This window comes from Aquimarina penaris (genome assembly GCF_040786285.1).
GTDB lineage: Bacteria > Bacteroidota > Bacteroidia > Flavobacteriales > Flavobacteriaceae > Aquimarina.
In genome coordinates this window covers 323,504-347,147 of record NZ_JBFMKQ010000004.1, presented here as the reverse complement: position 1 = coordinate 347,147, position 23,644 = coordinate 323,504, and the positions used below count along the sequence as shown (strand labels likewise).

The window sequence follows — 23,644 nt, the reverse complement described above, 5'->3', positions numbered from 1 at the left end:
CATGGCAGTAAGCGAAGAATACCTTATCTATGTTACCGATCAATTATCAGAATTTGGCGATGTAGAGATTAAAAGAATGTTTGGCGGTATTGGACTGTTTCATCAAGGACTTATGTTCGGTAAAATTGGTAGTGATATTTTTAGATTAAAAGTAGACGAGTTTAATCAAAAAGATTACGAAGATAAAGGAATGAAACCCTTTTATTCTGAAAAGAAAAAGAAAGGAATGCCGTATTGGGAAGTTCCTGCTGATATTCTGGAAGACAAAGAAAAATTAAAACAATGGGCTTCTAAATCTTATGAAGCGGCAGTACGAGCTAAAAAATAAAAGAAAGAAATTCTTTTTAATTAAACCTTACTCATAAATCATAGTCTTATAGATAAACACTGTGACTATGAACACCCCCCTATCAGATAAGCAGATACAACATCTCTATTGGCGAATGGGATTCGGAATTTCTTCTGATGAATTAAAAGCGGTGAGGAAACTCTCTAAAAATAACGCCGTAGATCAATTGTTTTCTGAAAGCATGCAAGAAACCGCATTATTTATGGATTTTGGAATGTTGTTAAAAAACCCAAAAGACCTTTCTAGAGAAGAACGTAAAGAATTGCGGAAGCATCGCAATGAGAAAATGTTAGAACTTAACATACTATGGTTAAAACAATTAACAGACACAAAACAAATGCTTCGCGAAAAAATGACTTTGTTTTTTCATGATCATTTTGCTGTAAGACTAAAAACTCCGAGAGCATGTATTCATTTAAATAATATAATAAGAAAGCATGCGCTGGGTAATTTTGGTGATATGTTGGTAGAGGTATCCAAATCTCCGGCTATGCTTATTTTTCTTAATAATCGCCAAAATCGAAAAGACCACCCTAATGAGAATTTTGCACGCGAAGTAATGGAACTTTTTACTTTGGGTCGTGATAATGGATATACCGAAACCGATATCAAAGAAGCTGCAAGAGCATTTACGGGTTGGAATTTTACTAAAAACGGTGCCTTCATTTTTCGTAAAATGCATCACGATTATGGAGTTAAAACCATTTTGGGTAACACTGGTAATTTTACCGGAGAAGATGTTATTAAAATCCTCTTAGATCAAAAACAAACTGCCAGGTATATCTGTGAAAAAATATACAGGTATTTTGTGAATGAAGACATCAACAACGACCATATCGAAGCCCTAACGAATGCTTTTTACGACTCTAATTACGATCTAAAAATTGTTATAAATACCCTGCTAAAAAGTGATTGGTTTTATCACCCCAAAAATATTGGAACCAAAATCAAATCTCCCATAGAATTGATAGTAGGCCTAAGTAAATCATTTCAAATACAATATAAAGACCCTAAGGTACTTCTGTATCTTCAGCGCAAATTAAATCAAATGTTATTCTTTCCACCTAATGTGGCCGGATGGCCTGGTGGCACGTCGTGGATAGACAATTCAACATTGATGCTTCGATTAAAATTAGCTTCGTTAACATTAAATAGTGGTGTGATCGAATGGCATGATAAAGGTGATATGCCCGAAAACATGATGATGAGACAACAGATATATAATACAATGAAATCCAAGTTTCAGAAAAAGGTAAAAGCAACACCGAACTGGAATGTATTTTTATCCACCCTACAAACAAAAGATAAGGCAGACATTGTGAGTTTTATGCTTCAACCCGAACTTTCTATAGCAGCAAAAGATGTGGTGCTAAAATTGGATGCTACTGATACTAAGAATTTTGTTATCGAATTATTGAGTTTACCAGAATATCAACTTTGCTAAAACCCAAACAGACATGAAACGAAGAGATTTTTTAAAGCAATCGGTTTTTGCATCAGGAATGACACTGGTTCCTTCTTTTTTAAAAGGGATGGAGTTTTTATCTCCTGATCAGTTATCGGGATACAGAAATGTTATTATCATTCAACTTTCGGGAGGAAATGATGGGTTAAACAGTATCATTCCGGTTAGTAATGATATCTATCATCGTCTAAGGCCTTCAATCGCAAAAAAAGAAGCTCAGACTCTAAAAATAACTAATGATTTAGCGTTTAACAACAATCTTAAAGCCATCGCAGCATTATATGATCTAGGTGAAGTATCTATACTTAATAATGTGGGATACCCCAACCCTAATCGATCGCATTTTAGAAGTACAGATATCTGGCAAACAGCCAGTAGTACTAACGAATATCTATCAACAGGTTGGGTGGGCAGGTACTTGGATGCTAATTGCGAGCATCCTTATCAGGCTATCGAGGTTGATAATTCTTTATCACTGGCCATGAAAGGTAATGTTATGAACGGCATAGCCGTTTCTGACCCCAATCAATTGTATAAAACAACCAGGGAACCCTTCTTCAAAAACCTTGTTGCTAATGCCAAAAAAGAAATGCTGGATGAGGATAATCAAGGATATCTCTATAAAACGATGTTAGAAACCTATTCTTCGGCCTCTTATATCCATGAAACCTCTAAGATGTATACAACCAATACCGAATACCCCCAAAACCCTTTTGCCAAAAACCTGAAAACTATTGCCGATTTTATAGTTTCGGGTTTAAAAACAAGGGTCTTCTATAGTTCTCTTGGAGGTTTTGACAGTCATGTTAATCAATTAAGCAGCCAGGATCGATTATTAAAAATGTATTCTGAATCTGTGGGCGCGTTAGTTAAAGACCTCAAGAAAAATGATCGATTTAAAGACACGCTAATTCTTACTTTCTCTGAGTTTGGTCGCCGAGTAAAACAAAACGGAAGCCGAGGCACTGATCACGGCGCAGCCAATAATGTGATTGCTATTGGTGGTTCTCTTAAAAAAGCCGGAGTATATAACGAAATTCCTAATCTATCTGATCTTGATGATAATGGAGATATTAAATACTCTGTAGATTTTAGAAGTGTATATGCATCAATACTCAATAATTGGTTAGAAGTAAATGATCAAAACATCTTGAATGCAAATTTTAAAACATTGGGGTTCATTTAATAGTGTCAGGAGGTGCTCTCATCTTATCAGGAGTATCCTCCTTGTTGTCAAGAACATCTTTCACTTTGTCAAGAACTCCTCCCACTTTGTCAAGAACACCTTTCACCTTGTCAAGAACTCCTTCCGCCTTGTCAAGAGCTCCTTCCGCTTTGTCAAAAACTCCTTTCACTTTGTCAAAATGGGTGTACACATTGTCAGAAGCATTAACTTAATTGTTAAAAATATCAATTGCCAAAGAAAAATACACCTCTCTACATTGCTACTGACATACGTTTGTCATACCCCCCTTCTATTTTTGGTATAGTATTCATCTTAAAAACCATAAATATGATAACAACAAAATTAAACCAGTTTCACGTAATCGGTCTTTCAGTACGCACTAGAAATAAAGATCAGCACATTACAAAGGATATTCAAAATCTATGGAATACTTTTATAAAGCAAAACACTATTCTTAAAATTCCAAATAGATTAGATGATACCCTTTTTGGTATTTATACCGATTATGAAAATGGTGCTTCTGGTTACTATACCACAATTGTGGGTTGTAAAGTAAGTAGTCTAGATACCATTCCTGAAGGGATGGTGGGCATCACGATTAAAGATGGAGATTATTCAAGGTTTACAGCTAAGGGAGATGTAACAAAGGATGCCATACCTGATGCCTGGGGAAAAATATGGAATGCTAACCTAAACCGAGTATTTGCTACCGATTTTGAAGTCTATGATGACAGAGCCCAAGATCCTACTAATGCCGAAGTCGATATTTTTATAGGTATTGTATAAAATGTAACTAAAGGAGTATGTTTTTCATACTCCTTTAGTTTTAACTATATCCTGCTTTTCTTTTATCTTGTACTCAATAATTGTGGGTAGAGCATATCTCACAACAATTATGATTATAAAACAGAACTAAATTCTGGATCCCATTAAAAATCAGCAACTTTAAGAATAAAAACTCAAGATTTATCTCATCAGAAATCGAAAAAATTCTACATTTTTGATTAATTTGCCTTATAAAAAATACGGTTAAACCGTAAAATTTGTGTATTTCGTCGATGCAAAAAACCTCTTTATCTAAAAGTTTTAAAAACATTTTCCCTGAGACTTTTTTCATCTTAACTTTGATACAGAATCAGTTAGCAACTTCATAAAGCCCCAAACTATGAAAACTATATTTTTTACTTTAATCATTTTATTTACTTTCTCTAACATTAGTGCACAAGAACGTATTGTTTCTGACACTAAAGTAAACTCTATTGATATAGAAGCTTCAAAAATCAACTATTTTCAAGCTCTAGTAGAAAAGAATAACTTTGATATTCAGATAAAAAATTACAAAAAAGAAGTTTCTATACAAAGTAAATCAGAATTTTACAATCTATTATTAGAAAAGAATGGTTTTACACCTAAAGCTTCAAAAACTACAAGGTTAGTGAACAATAACGCAACATCTAAAGAAACAAATACCAACGAAAAGTCTACTCCTATAGTTGCTTTGTTGCCATAAGATAAAAAGTCATCCAAAAAAATATAGTAACGATCTCTTTATAAAGGGGTCGTTTTTTTATCGCCTATAAATACCGGAGTATCTAGTATTAAAAGGAATATTTGACGACTAATAAAATTGGAAAATTCAGAAAAACAAAACCCCAACAGTCTATTTTTTCACAACGAAAACTGTAAAAAGCAATTACTTCCTGCAATCAATCTAGGCTTTGAATAGATAAATATAAAATTGAAGGAATAAGTAAATAAAAACAATTAAATTTATGGATGCAAATCCATGAAACCGCTTTTGCCGTATCTACCTATAGGTCGTATCATGAAGATATTAGTAAAGATATCTATGCCAAGTTATGGAACAATCCTGCTACAGATGCTTTAATACCAAACATCCTTAAAAGCGTATCTGAGTATGAAGCCATTTTGCACAGCTTAAGAAATCGGTTCTTTTATGAAAGAATGAAATCATTTTTTGAAAAACATAATGGCGGAACGTTGATCAACTTTGGGTCAGGTTTTAGCATGTATCAATTCTCATTTAGTGATAATGTTTCTACTATTGAAATTGATAAAAAAGATATCATAGATTATAAAAAAGAGAAAGTTGACCATTGGACTAGAGAAAGAAAATTACCATCTCGAGATGTTCGGTATGTAGCCGTTGATTTTAATCAAAATACTACAGAAGAGATTGTCGAAATACTTAAACCACTAATCAATAAAGAACCAACATTTATTCTTATTGAAGGGGTTTTCTTCTTTCTGGATCTAAAAACAACTAACAAATTATTTAAAATATTTACTGCCGTACAAGAGCCTGGTGATATAGTAGGTTGTGTTACTTATTTACCCGAAGTAGAAACAACTGCTGTATACCGTCGTTTACTGCATTATTTTGACAGTAATAATGATACAAACGATTCTTTCAATCATCAAACCATACCTCATTCTTACTTTGAGAATATAAATGACTATACTGTATTAGAAAACACAGATGAATTTGAACTTTCAAAAATCTATGCTCCCGATAGCACAATAAAGGATAAAACCGAAATCCTTAATGAAACTATGTATCTATTAGAAAAAAAGTAGCATTAATTGCCTTACTTCATCGCTTTGGCCATCACATGATATCTTGGATCATCTACATCATGTTCTATTACATTAGCTAATCTAGGAGAAGCTTTGATCATTAATGCCTGGCATTCTTCACTAAGATGCTTAATCCTCACCTTCTTGCCCGCTTCTTCATATTTACCCACCAAATTAAAGATCGCTTCTAATGCAGAATGATCGCTAACACGAGACTCAATAAAATCGATTTCTACAATCTCTGGATCATTTGCTACATCAAATTTATTGTTAAAGGCTTGTATACTTCCGAAGAAAAGTGGTCCCCAGATTTCGTATACCTTGGTTCCGTTTTCTTTAATATGCTTTCTTGCTCGAATCTTTTTAGCATTTTCCCAGGCAAATGCCAGGGCCGACATAATGACTCCGGCAATTACTGCAACAGCTAAGTCAAAAAATACGGTTAATGAAGAAACTGATATTAATACAATAGCATCGGTAAGCGGGATTTTATTTAGGATTCTAAAACTAGACCAGGCAAAAGTACCGATCACGACCATAAACATTACCCCTACCAAAGCGGCAATAGGTACTTGTTCGATTAATCCTGAAGCAAACAAAATAAATAATAGTAGTGTAACTGCAGCCACAATACCAGAGAGCCTGGTACGACCACCACCTTTGATATTAATAATAGATTGCCCGATCATAGCACAACCACCCATTCCTCCAAAAAGTCCTGTAACGATATTTGCGCCACCTTGCGCTAAACATTCTCTGTTAGAATTACCTCTGGTTTCGGTTAATTCGTCAATAAGATTTAAGGTCATCAATGACTCTATTAACCCAATAGCTGCCAGTATTAAGGCATATGGACCTATAAATTTAAAGGTTTCCCAAGTCATGGGTACCTTATTAAATATATCAAACTGAAATTGCGGTAATCCTCCTTTAAGACCTTCTCCTCCTCCATCTTTAATAAAACTACCTACTGTGGCTACATCTAGTTTTCCTAAAATTACTATTGCAGAAACCACCACAATACCGATTAATGCTTCTGGTAGTTTTGAAGTTGCCTTTAGCTTTGGCAATCCCCACATAATCCCCATAGTTAACAATACCAATCCAAGCGTTAACCATAAACCGGTTCCTTGCATCCACACTTTTTCTCCGTCTACATACTCCTTAAACATACCTAACTGAGAAAGAAAGATTACAATGGCTAAACCATTTACAAATCCCATCATCACAGGGTGCGGAATCAAACGCACAAATTTACCTAACTTAAATACTCCTGCCAGCATTTGTATGATTCCCATAAGAATTACTGTTGCAAAAAGATAGTATAATCCCAGCTCTTCTCCGGGAGCTCCCATGGCATTTCCTTCGGCAACCAGGCTTACCATTACCACTGCTAATGCTCCGGTAGCACCAGAGATCATTCCCGGGCGACCACCAAAGACCGATGTGATTAACCCAATCATAAATGCAGCATACAATCCAACCAAAGGATCTACCCCCGCTACAAAGGCAAAAGCAACCGCTTCTGGAACTAAAGCTAACGCAACCGTTAACCCGGATAAGATATCATTTTTGGCATTCGCCACTCTTTTTCTTACAAACTCTGTCATAGTTGTGGTATTTGAGGCTGCAAAAATACGTTTATTTTAGAGTACGACAAGTAAAATTGGAATGTATCTGGCTTCTACTAAGAACTAAAACGTTATAGAAGATTCTTAATTTCTAAAACTTAGTATATTTGATCTTCACATTTATCAATCATGCAAAGAATCATACTTGTTTTTAGCTTTCTGCTTATTATTTCTTGCACTACTTCAGAAAGAAATACAACGGAGAGCACTGATTTTACTACAACTTTTGAAAAAAGCAACGGGACCGAAACCCCAACGTATCCAGAAGTTATTGAGTATTATAATCATTTAGCTTCAGTATATCCTGAAATTGATATTCAGGAAATTGGAATAACCGATAGCGGTAACCCTTTACATAGTATCACCTTAAATCCCGATCGCGAATTTGATTTTGAAAAAATTCGTCAGGCCAAACAGATTTTATTAATTAACAATGGTATTCATCCAGGGGAGAGTGATGGTATCGATGCTACCATGTTATTATTTAGAGATATTGTTCAGGGTAAAATCGAAGCTCCAAAAAACACCGTTTTGGTTGCTATTCCTGTCTATAATGTTGGTGGTGCTCTTCATCGAAACTCGGGCACGCGAACTAATCAAAATGGCCCTAAGGAATATGGTTTTAGAGGAAACGCCAGAAACTATGATCTCAATCGTGATTTTATAAAAAATGACACAAAAAATGCTCGAGCTTTTGCCCAAATATTTCACCTTGTTCAACCCGATGTTTTTATTGACAATCATGTGAGTAATGGTGCGGATTATCAATATACATTGACTCATCTTTTTACGCAGCATAATAAATTGGGAGGTACATTAGGAAATTATCTACATACCAAAATGCACCCACAGTTAGAAACTTCACTTGAAGCTAAAAAATGGGATATCACTCCGTATGTAAATGTATGGGGAACTACACCTGATAAAGGATGGGCACAGTTTATGGATTCTCCCAGATATTCGACCGGATATACTACATTATGGAATACTCTAGGAATGATGGTAGAAACCCATATGTTAAAACCCTATAAGCAAAGGGTCGAAGGAACCTATGAACTCATGAAATCTATGATTGAAATTACCGAAAAGGACGGCTCGACAATACGATCATTAAGAGAAAAGGCTTTTTCAGAACAATCTAAAAGAAAAACCTATCCAGTACTTTGGAAAGTCGACACCGCTCAGGTTACCAAATTCAACTTCAAAGGATACGAAGGAGAGTACATCGATAGTGAAATTACCGGGGCAAAACGATTAAAATATAATCAAGACAAACCCTATTCAAAAGAAATCAAATATCAGAATTATTTTACTTCAACAACAGACATCTCGATTCCTAAAGCCTATATTATCCCCCAAGGATGGTGGCATGTTATTGAAGTATTGAAATTAAATAAGATTGAATTCAAAACCTTAGAAAAAGATACTACCATAGCCGTAGAATTGTACCGTATTAAAGATTACAAAACTCGAAAAATGCCGTACGAGGGTCATTATCTGCATTATGAAACTTCGGTAAAGAAAAGTAATCAAGAAATTATATTCACAAAAGGAGATATTATGATTCCTACTGACCAAAAAGGATTTAGATATCTCATAGAAACTCTCGAACCTGAGGCACCGGATTCATTCTTTAACTGGAACTTTTTTGATACTATTTTACAGCAAAAAGAAGGATTCTCTCCTTATGTCTGGGAAGATGAGGCTGTAGAATTACTACAGAATGATGACGAATTACGAATTAGGTTTGAAGAACAAAAAAAAGATACAGCTTTTGCCAATAGGTGGTATATACAATTGGATTGGATACATAAACAATCTGATAATTACGAAAAAGCGCATATGAAGTATCCGGTGTATCGGATATTACGATAAATAATCGTGGGAAAATAGTTTTTTGATATTTGCATATGAATTAATCAAAGCCTTTTTGGATTTTTTCTTATTCTTCCATTTTACTTTGGTAATTCCTTCATTAGTTTGAGGAATTAATTCCCCATTAAATTCAGTTTTCATTTCAAACCAGTAGGTAACCTTCAGTCTAAATTCTCCACTTCTTTTAAATATATGGAAGGTTTTGTATAAAAACTTAGTAATTTCTAATCCGGTAACTCCGGTTTCCTCTTCGACCTCTCTAATGGCTGCTGTTTCAATATGTTCATTCTTTTCTATTTTTCCTTTAGGCAAATCCCATTTACCATTACGTTTGATAAAAAGGATATCCATATTTGCATTATATGCTTTTCCTCCTCCTGCTACTACAACTGGCAGCTTTTTATACAAATGCTCGATGAGCTTGTCTTCATTTTTATGATACAGATGATATCTTGCCTCTTCATTAGCGGCTTCTTTAGCAAGGACATCTCTTATGATTGTAGGAAAGTCAGCCTCTTTAATACGTATCGTTTCATACCCTTCTATAGACTTTTTTGTAGACAGAATAATAGGCGTATTATTCACAAAAACTTTATACATTTGCAACTATGATTTTTAACAAAAATACAGCAAAAAAAACTGCTGAGTTATTATTGCAAATTAATGCAATTAAATTACAACCGCAAGAGCCTTTTACTTGGGCTTCTGGATGGAAATCTCCTATTTATTGCGACAATCGAATCACATTGTCGTATCCAGAGATACGCAATTACCTAAAAGAACACCTTGCCCAATTTATTAAAGAACAATACGGTAACCCCGATGTAATTGCAGGAGTAGCCACTGGTGCCATTGGTATAGGGATGTTGGTAGCCGAAACTTTGGATCTTCCGTTTATCTATGTGCGCCCAGAGGCAAAAAAACATGGCCGAAAGAATCAAATAGAAGGTATCGTACCCACTGGTAAAAACGTGGTCGTGGTAGAAGATTTAATAAGTACCGGGAAGAGTAGTCTTAATGCCGTAAAAGCGCTAAAAGAAGTAGATGCCAATGTAATGGGTATGGTGGCTATTTTTAATTATGGTTTTGATATCGCTGTACAAAATTTTGAAGAAGCGGCATTGTCTTTGCACACCTTAAGCAATTATGAAAATCTTTTGGAACAAGCTCTGGATGCAGACTACATAACAAAAGAACAACAAGAAGCATTGCAAAGCTGGAGAACTAATCCAGCAGCATGGAATATATAACAATAAAATAATAGTATGAATTTAGAAAGCCCTACTGTAACTGTAAATAAATCTGCCGAAGAAGTATTTGAATTCTTAACTAAGGTTGAAAATTTTGAGCAATTGATGCCAGAAAGTAAGCAGAAATTTGAAAAAATAAGCGACTCAAGGTTTCTTTTTCAATTAAAAGGAATGCCAGAATTGGTATTAGATCAAAAAGAAAGCACTCCATCTAGTCAAGTGGTACTGGGAGCAGCTAGTGATAAACTACCTTTTACATTAAAAGCAGATATTGTTGATGCAGGAGATGGAAAAAGCTCGGCCAAGCTTACATTTGATGGTGAATTTAATGCGATGATGGCAATGATGATCAAAAATCCTATTCAGAATTTCATCAATACACTTAGTGAAAATATTGGGAAGCTATAGTCTTTGAGTCTTTGAGTCTTTGAGTCTTTGAGTCTTTGAGTCTTTGAGTCTTTGAGTCTTTGAGTCTTTGAGTCTTTGAGTAAATTAACAAAATTAATTATATTCAGAGGTTCTCACACTTACTAAAAAACTCAATTACTCACTTACTAATAAAGTAGTTTAATTTCTTTCAGTCCATACTCAGAAACGACTTCATCCTCTAACAAAACCTGAAGTTTTCCCTGGTTCGTAATAGACTGAATGATCCCTACAAAAGTATCACCCTTTGCATCAATAAATGTAGAGGGTTTATTTTTTCTAAAAAGTACAGATTCATATTCTTTTTTAAGGTTTTCAAAGTTAGCCTGATTTAATTCTGAAAAACGATGCTCTAATTGAGTTAATAATGCAAGTAAAACTTCTTCAATAGTAAAACTCTTGCCTACAATCTGTTTTAAAGATCCTGCTTGAGGCAGATTATCAAAACTTACTTGATTGATATTAATTCCTATCCCTACAATAACTCCGGTCAACCTGCCATTCTTAACAATATTTTCTATCAAAACACCACATATCTTAAGTCGGTCTGACAGAATGTCGTTAGGCCATTTTATAGATAATTTTGGCATCATTATACCATTCAACATATCATAAATAGCTAATGCGGTACTTATCGAAATGTAGAACTGATCTATTAAATTTAATCCCTCGACAGGCATGAACACACTACAAGTAAGATTTTCTCCTGGGTTACTTTGCCATACTGTACCCATCTGTCCCTTACCCGCAAGCTGTTCTGTAGCCATAACACAAACGGGTTCGGTAAGGCGTTTTTCACGATTGAGATCTCTTAGAAAAGTATTTGTAGAGGCAATGGCATCAACTTTGATTATATCCATGTAAAAGGTGTAAAAGTTTCATAAATGTCAGAATAATAAAGACATTAAAATGATAAAAAGTAATAACTTTACACAAATTAAAAAAATGCATGACTAAAAAAGAAATCGGTACTGACCAATTAATCACCCAAATATTAAAAGGTATTGAAGAAGTAAAAGGTAATGATATTAATATTTTAGATCTTAGAGATATCGAAAATACTGTATGTAGTTACTTTGTTATCTGCAATGGAACTTCTAATACCCAAGTAAATGCAATTGTTAATTCTATCCAAAAAACTGTAAGTAAAGAGCTAAAAGACAAGCCCTGGCACGTAGAAGGTAGTGAAAATGCAGAGTGGGTATTAATTGATTATGTAAATGTGGTAGTGCACGTTTTCCAAAAACACATAAGAGAATTCTATGATATAGAAGGACTTTGGGGAGATGCAAAAACTACAGTTATCGAAACAAATTATTAAAAGAAAACCGTAAATGGCCAAAGAAAATAAAAAAACAGAACCTAATAAAAAACCAAAATTTAGCGCATATTGGATTTATGCCGTTATTATTATTGGTTTTATAGCACTCAATTTTATGGGCGGAAGTAGTTTAGGATCAGCTCCAACTACATCCCCTTCAGAGTTTCAAGATTTTTTAAGTAACGGAGAAGTAGAAAAAGTGGTGATTATTAATCGCCGTAACGCCAAGGTGTTTCTTACCAGTGAAGCTAAATCTTTAGAAAAGCATCGAGATAAAAAAAGTAAATCTCTATTACCGGCTAGTCCAAATGATCCTGATTATCAGTTTGAATTTGGTGATTTGCAGAATTTTGAAAATGAAATTGCAGAGGCAAAAGCCAAAAATAATTTAACTACTCAAGTAACCTATGACACCGAAAGTAATTTTTGGGGCGAGGTTTTTGTCGCCTTATTACCCTTTGCTTTAATCATTGGAGTATGGATATTCATTATGCGCAGAATGAGTGGTGGTGCCGGCGGTGGCGGTGGCGGACAGATCTTCAACATTGGAAAATCTAAAGCTAAGCTTTTTGATCAAAATACAGAAGTTAAAGTTTCTTTTGAAAATGTAGCAGGTCTTGAAGGAGCCAAAGAAGAAGTACAAGAAATTGTTGATTTCTTAAAAAACCCAGAGAAATATACCTCTTTAGGAGGAAAAATACCCAAAGGAGCCTTATTAGTAGGACCTCCAGGAACTGGTAAAACATTGTTAGCTAAAGCTGTGGCCGGAGAAGCCAAAGTACCATTCTTCTCATTATCAGGATCAGATTTTGTAGAAATGTTTGTAGGTGTGGGAGCTTCGAGGGTAAGAGACCTATTTAAACAAGCTAAAGAAAAATCTCCTGCTATTATATTTATTGATGAAATTGATGCTGTAGGTAGAGCAAGAGGGAAAAGTAATTTCTCGGGATCGAATGATGAAAGAGAAAACACCTTAAATCAATTACTAACAGAAATGGATGGTTTTGGCACCAATACTAATGTAATTGTAATTGCTGCGACCAACCGGGCAGATGTACTTGATAAAGCATTATTGCGAGCAGGTCGTTTTGACCGACAGATTTATGTTGATTTACCAGATATTCGTGAGCGTAAAGAGATTTTTGAAGTGCATTTAAAACCTCTTAAAAAAGTAGCAAACGAATTAGATACAGAATTTTTAGCGAAACAAACCCCAGGTTTTTCTGGAGCTGATATCGCCAATGTATGTAATGAAGCAGCATTGATAGCGGCTAGAAAAGGTAATAAAGCTGTAGGTAAGCAAGACTTTCTGGATGCAGTAGATAGAATCGTTGGCGGATTAGAGAAAAAGAACAAGATAATTACTCCAGCAGAAAAACGTGCTATTGCTTTTCATGAAGCAGGACATGCCACCGTAAGTTGGATGTTAGAACATGCTGCACCTTTGGTAAAGGTAACTATTGTGCCTAGAGGTCAATCTTTAGGAGCCGCATGGTATCTACCAGAAGAAAGATTAATAGTAAGACCAAACCAAATGCTAGACGAGATGTGTGCTGCTTTGGGGGGACGTGCTGCAGAAAAAGTAATATTTAATGAAATCTCTACAGGTGCATTAAGTGACCTTGAAAAAGTGACTAAACAAGCCAGAGCAATGGTAACGGTATATGGATTGAATGACAAAGTGGGTAACCTAACCTATTATGATTCTTCTGGACAAAGTGAATATAATTTCACTAAACCATATAGTGAACAAACCAGTGAGCTTATAGACAAAGAGATCTCAAACATAATAGAACAACAGTATCAACGTGCTATACAATTATTAGAGAAGCATAAAGATAAACTTACTGAGCTTGCTGAAGTATTATTGGAAAAAGAAGTAATCTTTAAAGATAATCTAGAGAAAATATTTGGTGAAAGACCTTTTGGTAAAAAAGAAGAAGAAATCATTACAGAACCTTCTTAAAACAAAGTATTTTTACTTGTAAATTGAAAAATCTTAACCTAACAGAATATTAGGTTAAGATTTTTTTTATCTTTGAAAGTATTGTAAAATTGTAATACCCCAATCATAATTCAAAAAATGAGTCTATTTAGAAGAATATTTTCCTCAAAATCTAAATCAGACCAAAAGAGTAAGGAACGCCATATAGAAGATCGCAGTAAGTATATGCCGGAAATCGATCTCCCGATTGATGAAAGCTTTATGATGAATTTCAAAAGAAATGGAGGCAAATTTCTTTATTGTGATACTGAAAATGAAGTTTTAGATTCTTTTGACAATATCCTTATAGAAAATGATTGGTATGAGAAAGATGTATGTTCTTTTGATATTGGTTTAGAACATAAATTTTCGGGGTTTAACCTAAATTTTGTCAAAAACTCTTCTGCTTCTTTCTTTTTTGCTACTTGCGAGTACTTAATTGCTGATAGCGGGGCAATATTAGTTTCTTCGAATCAACTTAGAGGAAAAAAACTCACCGAGTTGCCTGACAATTTTGTGATTTTAGCAGCTACAAGTCAATTAGTTAAAAATATTGGAGAAGGCCTTAAAGGCATTAAAGAAAAAAATAAAAACTCTATTCCTTCTAATATTACTACAATAAAAGATTTCGAACCACAAAAAGAAAAGGATTTCTTAAGCTACGGAAGTAGTTCAAAAAATCTATATTTGCTCCTGTTGGAAGATTTATAATATGAAGGAACTGCTTACAAGATCTTTATCGGGATTTTTATACGTCTCAATATTACTAGTATCAATATTTATTTCAAAATATACATTTGTTGGCGTATTTCTGATTTTTGGGATGATCTCCATTTTTGAATTTCAAAAATTAATCCATCTTAACAACAAAAGACTTTATGTAATTTTTATTATTCTTTTGGTTGTAATGAATCTATTTCAGGATCAACTTTACCTCATCATTCCTATTTTAGCACTAACAATAATTACAGAACTATTTTTAGTTAAGGATCTGGTTACTATTCGTATTATTCCTATGTTCGAAAAAAGAAAATACAGAACCAGTATCTTCTACTTAATTACTTGTATTGTTTTTTTAACACTTGTTCCTAATTACTCAGGGGAGTATCAACCATTGATTATCGCCGGAGCGTTTTTAATTACCTGGACTAATGACACTTTTGCCTATTTGGTGGGAAAAAATTTCGGAAAACATAAGTTACTTGAACGAATTTCTCCTAAAAAAACTATCGAAGGTTTTGTAGGTGGTTTTATCTTCTCACTACTAGCAGGTTACTTAATTGCAACTTTTTCTCATACGTTATCTATCACCATATGGTTGATTATAAGCATAATTATGAGTATTTTTGGTACGTTAGGAGATTTAATCCAATCTAAGTTTAAAAGACAAGCTGGGGTTAAAGATAGTGGCACGATAATGCCTGGACATGGTGGCATATATGATCGCTTAGATAGTGTTATATTTGCCAGCCCATTTTTATACGTATTTTTACAAATCTTGAACTATGTTTCATAAAGAAGGATATAAAATAATTTCTGTTGCAATTGTGTTGTTTTTAGGCATTAATGTAGCCTCATACGTTGCAATTCAAATAGAGGAATGGCAAATTGCCATATTCGTAGTTACATTAGCTTTTTTGATTCTAATTTTACAATTTTTTAGAAACCCAAAAAGAAGAACAAATGTTAACGACAATACTGTAGTTGCACCAGTGGATGGAAAAGTTGTTGTTATTGAAGAAGTTTTTGAAAAAGAACACTTTAAAGACAATAGGCTTCAGGTATCGATTTTTATGTCTCCTATAAATGTTCATGTAACCAGACACCCTATTAATGGCGAAGTGACTTTTAGCAAGTATCATCCTGGAAAATATTTGGTAGCATGGCATCCTAAAGCCTCAGAAGAAAACGAAAGGACTACGGTTGTAGTAAAAAATAATATCGTAGAGATACTGTACAGACAAATTGCCGGAGCATTAGCAAAGAGAATTGTTAACTATGCTAAGGAAGGAGAAAAAGTAGCTCAAGGTTCTGATAGTGGGTTTATAAAATTTGGCTCTAGAGTAGATGTATATTTACCTATAGGAACTGAAATTAATGTTACTCTAAATCAGAAGGTAAAAGGTGGAGAAAGTGTTATCGCTAATGTATAGTCATGACCGAAGAAGAATTAAATATTGCTTTCGACAAAGCGTATCAGCGTGCCTGCAATACAAAAATACTATTGCCTCCTGATATTATGCTTCATTTCTACGCACATTATAAACAAGCCACCCATACTGAAGGATTTCATAACCCTTCTGGGGATATTGATCTTAGAAATGCATTTAAACTTAATGCACTTTTTCAGGTTAAAAACCTTACTCCTAAGCAGGCTAAATTAGCGTATATCGAGTTAGTTAATAAATATATAGTTGATTAACAAAAAATGCTTTAACTACACGAGGTAATCAAAGCATCCTTTTATTGTAAAAATAGTATTGTTTACCCTTGCAACCCGGCCAAACTAGATTTTAGTGTTGCTATTTTTGCTTCTGCATCTGCTTCTTTCTTTCTTTCGTTTGCAATTACTTGTTCTGGAGCATTATTAACAAACCTCTCGTTCTGAAGTTTCTTTTGTACAGATTTCAAGAAACCCTCGGTGTATACTAATTCTTCATTAAGTTTTTTAAGCTCTTCTTCTACATTTATTGCTCCAGAAATTGGAATAAAATACTCATTAGACTTTACTCTAAACGAAAGTGCCCCTTCTACTTTTTCGTTTACGTACTCAAAAGAAGAAAGATTACCCATTTTTGAAATTACAGAATCAAATGTTGCATCTACCTTTTCATTATTCAAAATCGATACCTGTATTGTTTCTTTAAAAGGAATATTCTTTTCTTTACGTATAGTCCTAATTCCTGAAATCACATCTGAAGCTATTTCGAACTTTTTAATCAAATCGGTATCCACAGAAACCTCTTTTGGCCAACTAGCGATGATTAATGCTTCGTTTGGAGTTCTATCAGAAATCTCCTGCCATATCTCTTCAGAAATAAATGGCACAAACGGATGTAGTATTTTTAAATTATTTTCTAAAATCTCAATTACCTCTTGATAGGTCTTGGCATCAATCGGTGCTTGATAAGCGGGTTTAATCATTTCCAATAGCCATCCACAGAAATCGTCGTATATTAACTTATACGTTGTCATTAACGCATCACTAATACGATATTTATTATAGTTGTTTTCTAATTCAACTAATGCTTTTTGGAATTTTGATCTATACCAATTAAGTGCAACAACAGAAGCTTCAGGTTGTTGTATAGTTGAATTTACGTCCCAACCAAGCACAAGTCTTGATGCATTAAATATTTTATTTACAAAAGCACTACCCTGTTTACATAGATCTTCGTCAAACATCAGGTCATTTCCGGCTGGAGAACTTAACAACATCCCTACTCTAATCCCATCGGCTCCATACAAGTCTATCAAATCTAATGGATCCGGGGAATTACCTAAAGATTTAGACATTTTACGTCTTTGTTTATCTCTAACAATACCTGTAAGATACACATTGGTAAACGGTTTTTCTCCTCTATACTCGTATCCCGCTATAATCATACGAGCTACCCAGAAAAACAGGATTTCGGGTGCTGTAACCAAATCATTAGTCGGGTAATAATAATTAATTTCTTTATTATCAGGCTCTAAAATACCATTAAACACACTCATTGGCCATAACCATGAAGAAAACCATGTATCTAAGGCATCCGGATCCTGAGTTAAATCAGCGTCTTTTAGCGAAGTATTTCCTGTTTTTTCTTTTGCCAGAGCAAGTGCTTCTTCTTTACTTTCTGCGACCACAAAATCTTCTTTGCCATCCCCATAGAAATACGCCGGAATCTGATGTCCCCACCATAATTGACGTGAAATGTTCCAATCTCTCACATTTTCCATCCAATGACGGTAGGTATTGATAAACTTCTCTGGAACCAGATTAACATTTTTATCTAAAACGGCATCTAATGCGGGTTTTGCGAGCCCTTCCATTTTTAAGAACCATTGATCACTCAATTTAGGCTCTATTACCGCTTTTGTACGCTCACTAGTACCTACTTTATTGAGATGAGTTTCTGTTTTTTCTAACGCACCAATAGACTCAAGCTCTTTTACAATCTCTTTACGAACAACAAAACGGCCTTTTCCTTCATAATGCAAACCAAATGAGTTTAGAGTAGCATCATCATTAAAAATGTCTACTACTTCGAGATTATGCTTATCACCCAAAACTTTATCATTAGGATCATGAGCGGGTGTTACTTTAAGACAACCAGTACCAAACTCTACATCAACATATTCATCTTCAATGATTGGGATCACACGATTAGCAATAGGAATAATTGCTTTTTTCCCTTTAAGATGCGTAAACCTCTCATCATTAGGATTAATACAAATGGCAGTATCCCCCATAATGGTTTCTGGTCGTGTAGTTGCAATGGTAAGTGTATCTTCACTTCCCTCTATTTTATACTTTAGGTAGTATAGGTTTCCTTGCTTTTCTTCATAAATAACTTCTTCATCAGATAATGTAGTTTTAGCTTCGGGATCCCAGTTTACCATTCGATATCCACGATATATAAGACCTTTATTATATAAATCCACAAAAACTTTAATTACAGATGCCGACAAATTGTCATCCATTGTAAATGCCGTACGTTCCCAATCACAAGAAGCTCCTAGTTTCTTAAGCTGTTCCAGGATAATCCCACCATGCTTATGTGTCCATTCCCACGCATGTTCAAGAAATTCTTCACGCGTAAGATCGTTTTTATCAATTCCTTGTTCTTTTAATTTAGCAACGACTTTAGCTTCGGTAGCAATAGAAGCATGATCTGTTCCCGGTACCCAGCAAGCGTTATACCCTTTAAGACGTGCTCTTCGAATCAATACATCTTGTATTGTATTATTAAGCATATGTCCCATATGTAGTACACCAGTGACATTAGGTGGCGGAATAACGATTGTATATGCCTCACGATCATCTACTTCAGAATGGAAATAATTATTTTCCATCCAGTAGCTATACCACTTCTCTTCTACAGATTTTGCATCATATTTTGCATCTAAAGCCATACTTTGGTCCGATTTTTGGATTTTAGAGTGCAAAAGTAATTATTAAAGTACGAAGTACGAAGCTCGATGTTAGAAATATGAGCATGATCATAAAAAAAATAAAAGTGACTATTGTTAAATCTTCTAACATACAAACACAAACTTCAAAACGTTGTACATTGGTACACAATTTTGAAGTTGGATAAAAAGTAAGTACTTTTACAACCAACAAAAAACCTACACTATGAAAAAAGTAATGTTAATTTTATTTATTGGTTTTCTGGGCACAACCATTAATGCTCAGGATACTAAGGCACAAATAAAGTTTGAAACTGAAGTTGTTGACTATGGTGAGATCGCCAAGGGCAGTGATGGTGTTCGTCAATTTAAATTCACGAATACAGGAAATGCGCCTTTAGTTATTTCCAGAGTGTATTCAAGCTGCGGTTGTACTATTCCTAAAAAACCAGAAAAACCAGTAGCACCAGGCGAAACTGGAGTAATTGAGGTTAAGTATGATACCAAAAGAGTGGGCCCTATTCGCAAAACGATAACGGTATACTCTAATGCCGAAGAAGCTACAAAAGCTATAAAAATTAAAGGAACTGTATTAGACAAGAGTGTTCTTGAAAAGAAAAATTAATACAACCTCAATAAAATAGTATTAAAGAGCTTTACGAATGTAAGGCTCTTTTTTTTAGATTACTTTTTTAAGATAGAACTCAAATTTGATTTCTACACCTAGCCGAATTATTTTTATTCTTATTTTTTTACCTTCTTGAGAATAAAACAAATCATTAAGCGCTGATAATTTATAATTATATGCCTTTCTACCATTTACCTCTACAATAATATCACCTTCTCTTAATCCTACAACATCCGAGGGTGAACCTGGTCGTATATCAGAAATCTCATACTTAGGTCGTAATACAAAACTATTTGATAAAGTAACTGTCTTTTCACTTATTACCTTGTTTAACCCCAGATATCGTCGGTTTTTTTCTGAAAGTCCAGCTAAACTATTGAGTGCCGTGGTATCAACAGCAATGTCAAACCCCGTGTGTTGAACCGTAATACCGCTCATGTTATAGTAAAAAGGCTTATCAAAAAAATCATTCTTCTTAAAAGAAATTTTCTGATTAGGATAATCTACAATCAAATTAAATCGTTTTAAAACATTACCCCCTAATGATCCTTGCCTCTTTTGTATTGGTATACCTTGTATGTATATAGAATCAGGAAAAGAAGTAGTCACTTCTTTAAGCACAAAATCACCTATACGAAGTTCTTCGACTTTAGTTCTCTCTCCGTAAATATCTCCATTAAAACCTTTTCCTAAAAAATCTCTAAATGAATTATTAGGTATGTTTATTCCTCTTTTCTTATTCTCAAACAACCATAATGATGAACCAGACCCCGAATCCAATAGTAGATTTATATCAATCAATCCTTTTTGTGATTTATACTTAGCGGTTACATATGGTTTTTTGTTTTGATCCCTGAAATCGATCTTGGTTTGATAACACTTCTTACACTTTTTGTAACCATAAGATTTAGGTTCATTAATTTTTATAATCTTTTTTGTATAATTAATATCTAAGATGAAGTTTTTAAAGAAGTCGTACCCTATGATTCCATGTATTGGGAAGCCCATTCTTGGGGAAAAATTAATAGACTCATCAAAAACCAAATATACTGTGTGGTCATTACTAATTGCTTTTCCGATTTTTAATTGATTATTTAGGGATTTAATTGCCTCTACGGGCTCTCCATCCCCTAATCCTCTTAAGTAGATTTTTGATGCGTTTTTAAGCTCTAAAGAACTTTTATTGTCTACACTAAAGATAATTGTTGATCCAACTCCAGTGTCAAGAATAAAAGAAAGCTCAACGCCATTAAGGGTTACAGGTATTACAATAAGGTTATTTGCTAATTCAAACTTTAACTTACCGCTATCCATACCTTGAGGTAACTTAAAATTAGCTTGGCCTAAAAGAGCAAAGTTTACAAATAGAGCAAGCATCAGGGTAATACTTTTAAGAAAATGATAAAAATCCAATAATAAAACCTTCATTCTGCTAAATATAGAAAAATAGTTGAAAAATCATCTCAATAATACACCTATTTCTTAAATATTTTAAGAAATTTACCCCTATTTTACTTTTTAAATCAGATTAAATGCCAATAGTATCTCGTAAAGGCAAAGCTATGCCAGAATCACCAATTAGAAAATTGGTTCCTTTTGCAGAAAACGCTGTAAAAGAAGGCAAGCATATATATCATTTGAATATAGGGCAACCGGATATCAAAACACCAATTGAAGCCATGAATGCCGTTCGAAATCATAAATTGGACATTCTTGCATATAGTCACTCTGCTGGTTTTGAGAGTTTCAGAAAAAAACTTGCTGGTTATTATGCTAAACATGACATAACCATATCATCTGATGATATTTTGGTGACAACCGGAGGTAGCGAAGCGCTTATTTTTACGATGGGTAGTATAACAGACCCTGGTGATGAAATTATTGTTCCAGAGCCTTTTTATGCTAATTATTATAGTTTTTCAACGCAATCTACGGTCAAAGTAGTTCCTGTAATCTCAAAAATAGAAACGGGTTTTGCATTACCTCCTATTGCAGATTTTGAAAAACTTATTACCCCAAAAACAAAAGCCATACTGATTTGTAATCCGGGAAACCCAACGGGATACCTATATAGCAAAGAAGAAATACAGGAATTATCAAAATTAGCGATCAAATATGATTTATTTTTGATCTCTGATGAAGTCTATCGCGAATTTGTTTATGACTCCTCAGAACATTACTCCATCTTACAAGAAAGAGATTTAGAAGATCATGCAATTGTTGTAGACTCAGTTTCTAAACGATATAGCATGTGTGGTGCTCGTATTGGGTGTTTAGTTAGTAAAAATAAAAGTGTTATCGAAACGGCAATGAAATTTGCTCAAGCCAGGCTTAGCCCTCCTACCCTAGCACAAATTGCAAGCGAAGCAGCATTAGAAGCACCTGATTCTTATTACAAAGAAACCGTAGAAAAATATAGACTAAGAAGAGACACTTTGGTATCTGGGCTTAGAGAAATCCCTGGCGTTAAAGTGGCCGTTCCAAAAGGAGCATTTTACTGCATCGCCGAATTACCAGTAAAAGATGCTGATCATTTTGCAGAATGGTTATTAAATAAATTTGATTTAAATAAACAAACTGTTATGTTAGCTCCTGCTTCTGGGTTTTATTCTAGCCCTAACGAAGGAAAAAATCAAGTTAGAATCGCCTATGTTTTAAATCGAAGGGATCTTAAAAAATCTATTGAAATATTAAAATTAGGATTAGAAAAATATAATAATCAATGAAAATTGAACATCATAAATCCTTAAAAAAATACAACACCTTTGGAATAGATGCCACAGCTAAAGAGTTTATAGAGATCACTTCAGAATCAGAACTTATAAACACACTATCTAGTAATATTGATAAGGAATTATTTATATTAAGTGGTGGCAGTAATATGTTGCTTACCAAAGATCTTGATACTTTGGTTGTGCATATTGCTATAAAAGGAATTACCATTTTAAAAGAGACAGATACTTTTGTACAAGTGGCTGTAAATGCGGGTGAAAACTGGCATGATTTTGTTCAATATTGCATAAAAAACAATTTTGGAGGTATAGAGAACCTATCCTTAATCCCTGGTTACGCAGGCAGTGCACCGATTCAAAATATTGGAGCCTATGGCGTAGAACTTAAAGACACCATGGAAAGTTGTGAAGCCATTGATATCGCCACAGCAAAGAAACATGTTTTTTCTAATAAAGATTGTAAGTTTGGATACCGTAATTCTATCTTTAAAAATGAAGTAAAAGGGAAATACATCATCACCAAGGTTACTTTTAAACTAAGCAAAAATAACCACGTTTTAAACACAAGTTATGGCGCTATTGAAAATGCCTTAGTCGATAAAGGAATTACAAATCCAACAATTAAAGATGTCTCTGAAGCGGTTATACAAATAAGAAAAAGTAAACTACCTGATCCAGCTGAAATAGGCAATAGCGGTAGTTTTTTTAAAAATCCTGTAATCTCTGCCGCTCATTTTTTAGAACTCCAAAAAACGTATCCCGACATTCCGTCTTATAAATTAGACGACCAGAATATTAAAGTCCCAGCCGGTTGGCTTATTGAGCAAGGTGGTTTTAAAGGAAAACGTTGGGGTGATGCCGGTGTGCATAAAAAGCAAGCGTTAGTTTTAGTAAATTACAATAACGCAACAGGAGAAGAGATTCTTACTATAGCCCGAAAAATTCAAAAAGAAATAAACGAAAAATTTGCTATCAAATTAGAAACCGAGGTAAACATTATATAAGTAATCATTATATAAAGAACGTATTACCCTATTAAATCACTCTTAATTTTTTGTTTAACACTTTTATAGCCATTCATTCT

At 34.1% G+C, this 23,644-nt stretch carries 24 protein-coding genes; 18 read left to right on the top strand and 6 right to left on the bottom strand.

What is annotated here, in order from left to right; translation table 11 throughout:
* The first annotated feature begins 1 nt into the window (after nucleotide 1).
* From ABW637_RS18460 to ABW637_RS18450, 3 genes are all read left to right on the top strand, one after another.
* On the top strand, nucleotides 2-328 hold the full coding sequence (locus ABW637_RS18460) for a TfoX/Sxy family protein (protein WP_367586202.1): 327 nt from the start codon (nucleotides 2-4) through the stop codon (nucleotides 326-328).
* Nucleotides 329-395: 67 nt separating this feature from the next.
* Nucleotides 396-1,793: a DUF1800 domain-containing protein gene (locus ABW637_RS18455; RefSeq protein ID WP_367586201.1), complete on the top strand. Its 1,398-nt coding sequence runs from the start codon at nucleotides 396-398 to the stop codon at nucleotides 1,791-1,793.
* 13 nt (nucleotides 1,794-1,806) lie between these two features.
* The gene (locus ABW637_RS18450) at nucleotides 1,807-3,000 is read left to right on the top strand and encodes a DUF1501 domain-containing protein (RefSeq protein ID WP_367586200.1); all 1,194 of its coding nucleotides are present in this window, start codon (nucleotides 1,807-1,809) and stop codon (nucleotides 2,998-3,000) included.
* Here ABW637_RS18450 and ABW637_RS18445 read toward each other — a convergent pair.
* On the bottom strand, nucleotides 2,993-3,169 hold the full coding sequence (locus tag ABW637_RS18445) for a hypothetical protein (RefSeq protein WP_367586199.1): 177 nt from the start codon (nucleotides 3,167-3,169) through the stop codon (nucleotides 2,993-2,995). The genes ABW637_RS18450 and ABW637_RS18445 overlap by 8 nt on opposite strands.
* Before the next feature lie 158 nt (nucleotides 3,170-3,327).
* Here ABW637_RS18445 and ABW637_RS18440 point away from each other — a divergent pair, with 158 nt between their 5' ends.
* The 3 genes from ABW637_RS18440 (at nucleotide 3,328) to ABW637_RS18430 (ending at nucleotide 5,598) form a co-directional block, all read left to right on the top strand.
* A complete protein-coding gene (locus tag ABW637_RS18440; protein ID WP_367586198.1) occupies nucleotides 3,328-3,786 on the top strand; it encodes a GyrI-like domain-containing protein in 459 nt (152 codons plus the stop codon).
* Nucleotides 3,787-4,165: 379 nt separating this feature from the next.
* Nucleotides 4,166-4,510: a hypothetical protein gene (locus tag ABW637_RS18435; protein WP_367586197.1), complete on the top strand. Its 345-nt coding sequence runs from the start codon at nucleotides 4,166-4,168 to the stop codon at nucleotides 4,508-4,510.
* A 266-nt stretch (nucleotides 4,511-4,776) separates the two neighbouring features.
* Nucleotides 4,777-5,598, top strand: coding sequence for a class I SAM-dependent methyltransferase (locus ABW637_RS18430; RefSeq protein ID WP_367586196.1), 822 nt, complete (start codon nucleotides 4,777-4,779; stop codon nucleotides 5,596-5,598).
* Between the two features lie 11 nt (nucleotides 5,599-5,609).
* Here ABW637_RS18430 and ABW637_RS18425 read toward each other — a convergent pair whose 3' ends face one another.
* Entirely contained in the window at nucleotides 5,610-7,208 is a 1,599-nt protein-coding gene (locus tag ABW637_RS18425) for a SulP family inorganic anion transporter (protein ID WP_367586195.1), read from the bottom strand.
* A 150-nt stretch (nucleotides 7,209-7,358) separates the two neighbouring features.
* On the opposite strand from ABW637_RS18425, the gene ABW637_RS18420 reads away from it, so the two are divergent.
* The gene (locus ABW637_RS18420) at nucleotides 7,359-9,104 is read left to right on the top strand and encodes a M14 family metallopeptidase (protein WP_367586194.1); all 1,746 of its coding nucleotides are present in this window, start codon (nucleotides 7,359-7,361) and stop codon (nucleotides 9,102-9,104) included.
* Here ABW637_RS18420 and ABW637_RS18415 read toward each other — a convergent pair.
* Nucleotides 9,096-9,704 carry an NUDIX hydrolase gene (locus ABW637_RS18415; RefSeq protein WP_367586193.1) on the bottom strand — a complete coding sequence of 203 codons (609 nt, stop codon included), beginning with the start codon at nucleotides 9,702-9,704 and terminating at the stop codon, nucleotides 9,096-9,098. The two genes, ABW637_RS18420 and ABW637_RS18415, sit on opposite strands and share 9 nt — an antisense overlap.
* A gap of 8 nt (nucleotides 9,705-9,712) precedes the next feature.
* Here ABW637_RS18415 and pyrE point away from each other — a divergent pair, with 8 nt between their 5' ends.
* Nucleotides 9,713-10,354: an orotate phosphoribosyltransferase gene (gene pyrE / locus ABW637_RS18410; RefSeq protein ID WP_367586192.1), complete on the top strand. Its 642-nt coding sequence runs from the start codon at nucleotides 9,713-9,715 to the stop codon at nucleotides 10,352-10,354.
* Between the two features lie 15 nt (nucleotides 10,355-10,369).
* Nucleotides 10,370-10,762 carry an SRPBCC family protein gene (locus tag ABW637_RS18405; RefSeq protein ID WP_367586191.1) on the top strand — a complete coding sequence of 131 codons (393 nt, stop codon included), beginning with the start codon at nucleotides 10,370-10,372 and terminating at the stop codon, nucleotides 10,760-10,762.
* 146 nt (nucleotides 10,763-10,908) lie between these two features.
* Here ABW637_RS18405 and ABW637_RS18400 read toward each other — a convergent pair whose 3' ends face one another.
* A complete protein-coding gene (locus ABW637_RS18400) occupies nucleotides 10,909-11,640 on the bottom strand; it encodes a biotin--[acetyl-CoA-carboxylase] ligase (protein WP_367586190.1) in 732 nt (243 codons plus the stop codon).
* Between the two features lie 89 nt (nucleotides 11,641-11,729).
* Here ABW637_RS18400 and rsfS point away from each other — a divergent pair, with 89 nt between their 5' ends.
* The 6 genes from rsfS (at nucleotide 11,730) to ABW637_RS18370 (ending at nucleotide 16,507) form a co-directional block, all read left to right on the top strand.
* The gene (gene rsfS / locus ABW637_RS18395) at nucleotides 11,730-12,101 is read left to right on the top strand and encodes a ribosome silencing factor (protein WP_367586189.1); all 372 of its coding nucleotides are present in this window, start codon (nucleotides 11,730-11,732) and stop codon (nucleotides 12,099-12,101) included.
* A 13-nt stretch (nucleotides 12,102-12,114) separates the two neighbouring features.
* Entirely contained in the window at nucleotides 12,115-14,067 is a 1,953-nt protein-coding gene (gene ftsH, locus ABW637_RS18390; protein WP_367586188.1) for an ATP-dependent zinc metalloprotease FtsH, read from the top strand.
* A gap of 117 nt (nucleotides 14,068-14,184) precedes the next feature.
* Nucleotides 14,185-14,796 (top strand): LUD domain-containing protein, encoded by a 612-nt coding sequence (locus ABW637_RS18385; protein WP_367586187.1) that lies wholly within the window; start codon nucleotides 14,185-14,187, stop codon nucleotides 14,794-14,796.
* Between the two features lies 1 nt (nucleotide 14,797).
* Nucleotides 14,798-15,601, top strand: a complete 804-nt coding sequence (locus ABW637_RS18380) for a phosphatidate cytidylyltransferase (protein ID WP_367586186.1) — start codon at nucleotides 14,798-14,800, stop codon at nucleotides 15,599-15,601.
* On the top strand, nucleotides 15,591-16,238 hold the full coding sequence (locus ABW637_RS18375; RefSeq protein ID WP_367586185.1) for a phosphatidylserine decarboxylase family protein: 648 nt from the start codon (nucleotides 15,591-15,593) through the stop codon (nucleotides 16,236-16,238). The genes ABW637_RS18380 and ABW637_RS18375 overlap by 11 nt, the downstream gene beginning before the upstream one ends.
* 2 nt (nucleotides 16,239-16,240) lie before the next feature.
* Nucleotides 16,241-16,507 (top strand): acyl-CoA-binding protein, encoded by a 267-nt coding sequence (locus tag ABW637_RS18370; RefSeq protein ID WP_367586184.1) that lies wholly within the window; start codon nucleotides 16,241-16,243, stop codon nucleotides 16,505-16,507.
* A gap of 62 nt (nucleotides 16,508-16,569) precedes the next feature.
* Here ABW637_RS18370 and ABW637_RS18365 read toward each other — a convergent pair whose 3' ends face one another.
* The gene (locus tag ABW637_RS18365; protein WP_367586183.1) at nucleotides 16,570-19,203 is read right to left on the bottom strand and encodes a valine--tRNA ligase; all 2,634 of its coding nucleotides are present in this window, start codon (nucleotides 19,201-19,203) and stop codon (nucleotides 16,570-16,572) included.
* Between the two features lie 223 nt (nucleotides 19,204-19,426).
* Between ABW637_RS18365 and ABW637_RS18360 the strand changes: the two genes are divergently transcribed.
* Nucleotides 19,427-19,825, top strand: a complete 399-nt coding sequence (locus ABW637_RS18360; RefSeq protein WP_367586182.1) for a DUF1573 domain-containing protein — start codon at nucleotides 19,427-19,429, stop codon at nucleotides 19,823-19,825.
* A 54-nt stretch (nucleotides 19,826-19,879) separates the two neighbouring features.
* Here the strand turns inward: ABW637_RS18360 and ABW637_RS18355 are convergent, their stop codons facing one another.
* Nucleotides 19,880-21,256, bottom strand: a complete 1,377-nt coding sequence (locus tag ABW637_RS18355; protein WP_367586181.1) for an aspartyl protease family protein — start codon at nucleotides 21,254-21,256, stop codon at nucleotides 19,880-19,882.
* Nucleotides 21,257-21,360: 104 nt separating this feature from the next.
* Here ABW637_RS18355 and ABW637_RS18350 point away from each other — a divergent pair, with 104 nt between their 5' ends.
* A complete protein-coding gene (locus ABW637_RS18350; protein WP_367586180.1) occupies nucleotides 21,361-22,554 on the top strand; it encodes a pyridoxal phosphate-dependent aminotransferase in 1,194 nt (397 codons plus the stop codon).
* Nucleotides 22,551-23,564 carry a UDP-N-acetylmuramate dehydrogenase gene (murB, locus tag ABW637_RS18345; protein WP_367586179.1) on the top strand — a complete coding sequence of 338 codons (1,014 nt, stop codon included), beginning with the start codon at nucleotides 22,551-22,553 and terminating at the stop codon, nucleotides 23,562-23,564. Before ABW637_RS18350 ends, murB begins: the two co-directional genes overlap by 4 nt.
* Nucleotides 23,565-23,644 lie beyond the last annotated feature (80 nt).

Coding starts and splice junctions, on each gene's coding strand:
- ABW637_RS18460 (WP_367586202.1), top strand. CDS start 2: ATGGCAGTAAGCGAAGAATACCTTATCTATGTTACCGATCAATTATCA.
- ABW637_RS18455 (WP_367586201.1), top strand. CDS start 396: ATGAACACCCCCCTATCAGATAAGCAGATACAACATCTCTATTGGCGA.
- ABW637_RS18450 (WP_367586200.1), top strand. CDS start 1,807: ATGAAACGAAGAGATTTTTTAAAGCAATCGGTTTTTGCATCAGGAATG.
- ABW637_RS18440 (WP_367586198.1), top strand. CDS start 3,328: ATGATAACAACAAAATTAAACCAGTTTCACGTAATCGGTCTTTCAGTA.
- ABW637_RS18435 (WP_367586197.1), top strand. CDS start 4,166: ATGAAAACTATATTTTTTACTTTAATCATTTTATTTACTTTCTCTAAC.
- ABW637_RS18430 (WP_367586196.1), top strand. CDS start 4,777: ATGCAAATCCATGAAACCGCTTTTGCCGTATCTACCTATAGGTCGTAT.
- ABW637_RS18425 (WP_367586195.1), bottom strand. CDS start 7,208: ATGACAGAGTTTGTAAGAAAAAGAGTGGCGAATGCCAAAAATGATATC.
- ABW637_RS18420 (WP_367586194.1), top strand. CDS start 7,359: ATGCAAAGAATCATACTTGTTTTTAGCTTTCTGCTTATTATTTCTTGC.
- ABW637_RS18415 (WP_367586193.1), bottom strand. CDS start 9,704: ATGTATAAAGTTTTTGTGAATAATACGCCTATTATTCTGTCTACAAAA.
- pyrE (WP_367586192.1), top strand. CDS start 9,713: ATGATTTTTAACAAAAATACAGCAAAAAAAACTGCTGAGTTATTATTG.
- ABW637_RS18405 (WP_367586191.1), top strand. CDS start 10,370: ATGAATTTAGAAAGCCCTACTGTAACTGTAAATAAATCTGCCGAAGAA.
- ABW637_RS18400 (WP_367586190.1), bottom strand. CDS start 11,640: ATGGATATAATCAAAGTTGATGCCATTGCCTCTACAAATACTTTTCTA.
- rsfS (WP_367586189.1), top strand. CDS start 11,730: ATGACTAAAAAAGAAATCGGTACTGACCAATTAATCACCCAAATATTA.
- ftsH (WP_367586188.1), top strand. CDS start 12,115: ATGGCCAAAGAAAATAAAAAAACAGAACCTAATAAAAAACCAAAATTT.
- ABW637_RS18385 (WP_367586187.1), top strand. CDS start 14,185: ATGAGTCTATTTAGAAGAATATTTTCCTCAAAATCTAAATCAGACCAA.
- ABW637_RS18380 (WP_367586186.1), top strand. CDS start 14,798: ATGAAGGAACTGCTTACAAGATCTTTATCGGGATTTTTATACGTCTCA.
- ABW637_RS18375 (WP_367586185.1), top strand. CDS start 15,591: ATGTTTCATAAAGAAGGATATAAAATAATTTCTGTTGCAATTGTGTTG.
- ABW637_RS18370 (WP_367586184.1), top strand. CDS start 16,241: ATGACCGAAGAAGAATTAAATATTGCTTTCGACAAAGCGTATCAGCGT.
- ABW637_RS18365 (WP_367586183.1), bottom strand. CDS start 19,203: ATGGCTTTAGATGCAAAATATGATGCAAAATCTGTAGAAGAGAAGTGG.
- ABW637_RS18360 (WP_367586182.1), top strand. CDS start 19,427: ATGAAAAAAGTAATGTTAATTTTATTTATTGGTTTTCTGGGCACAACC.
- ABW637_RS18355 (WP_367586181.1), bottom strand. CDS start 21,256: ATGAAGGTTTTATTATTGGATTTTTATCATTTTCTTAAAAGTATTACC.
- ABW637_RS18350 (WP_367586180.1), top strand. CDS start 21,361: ATGCCAATAGTATCTCGTAAAGGCAAAGCTATGCCAGAATCACCAATT.
- murB (WP_367586179.1), top strand. CDS start 22,551: ATGAAAATTGAACATCATAAATCCTTAAAAAAATACAACACCTTTGGA.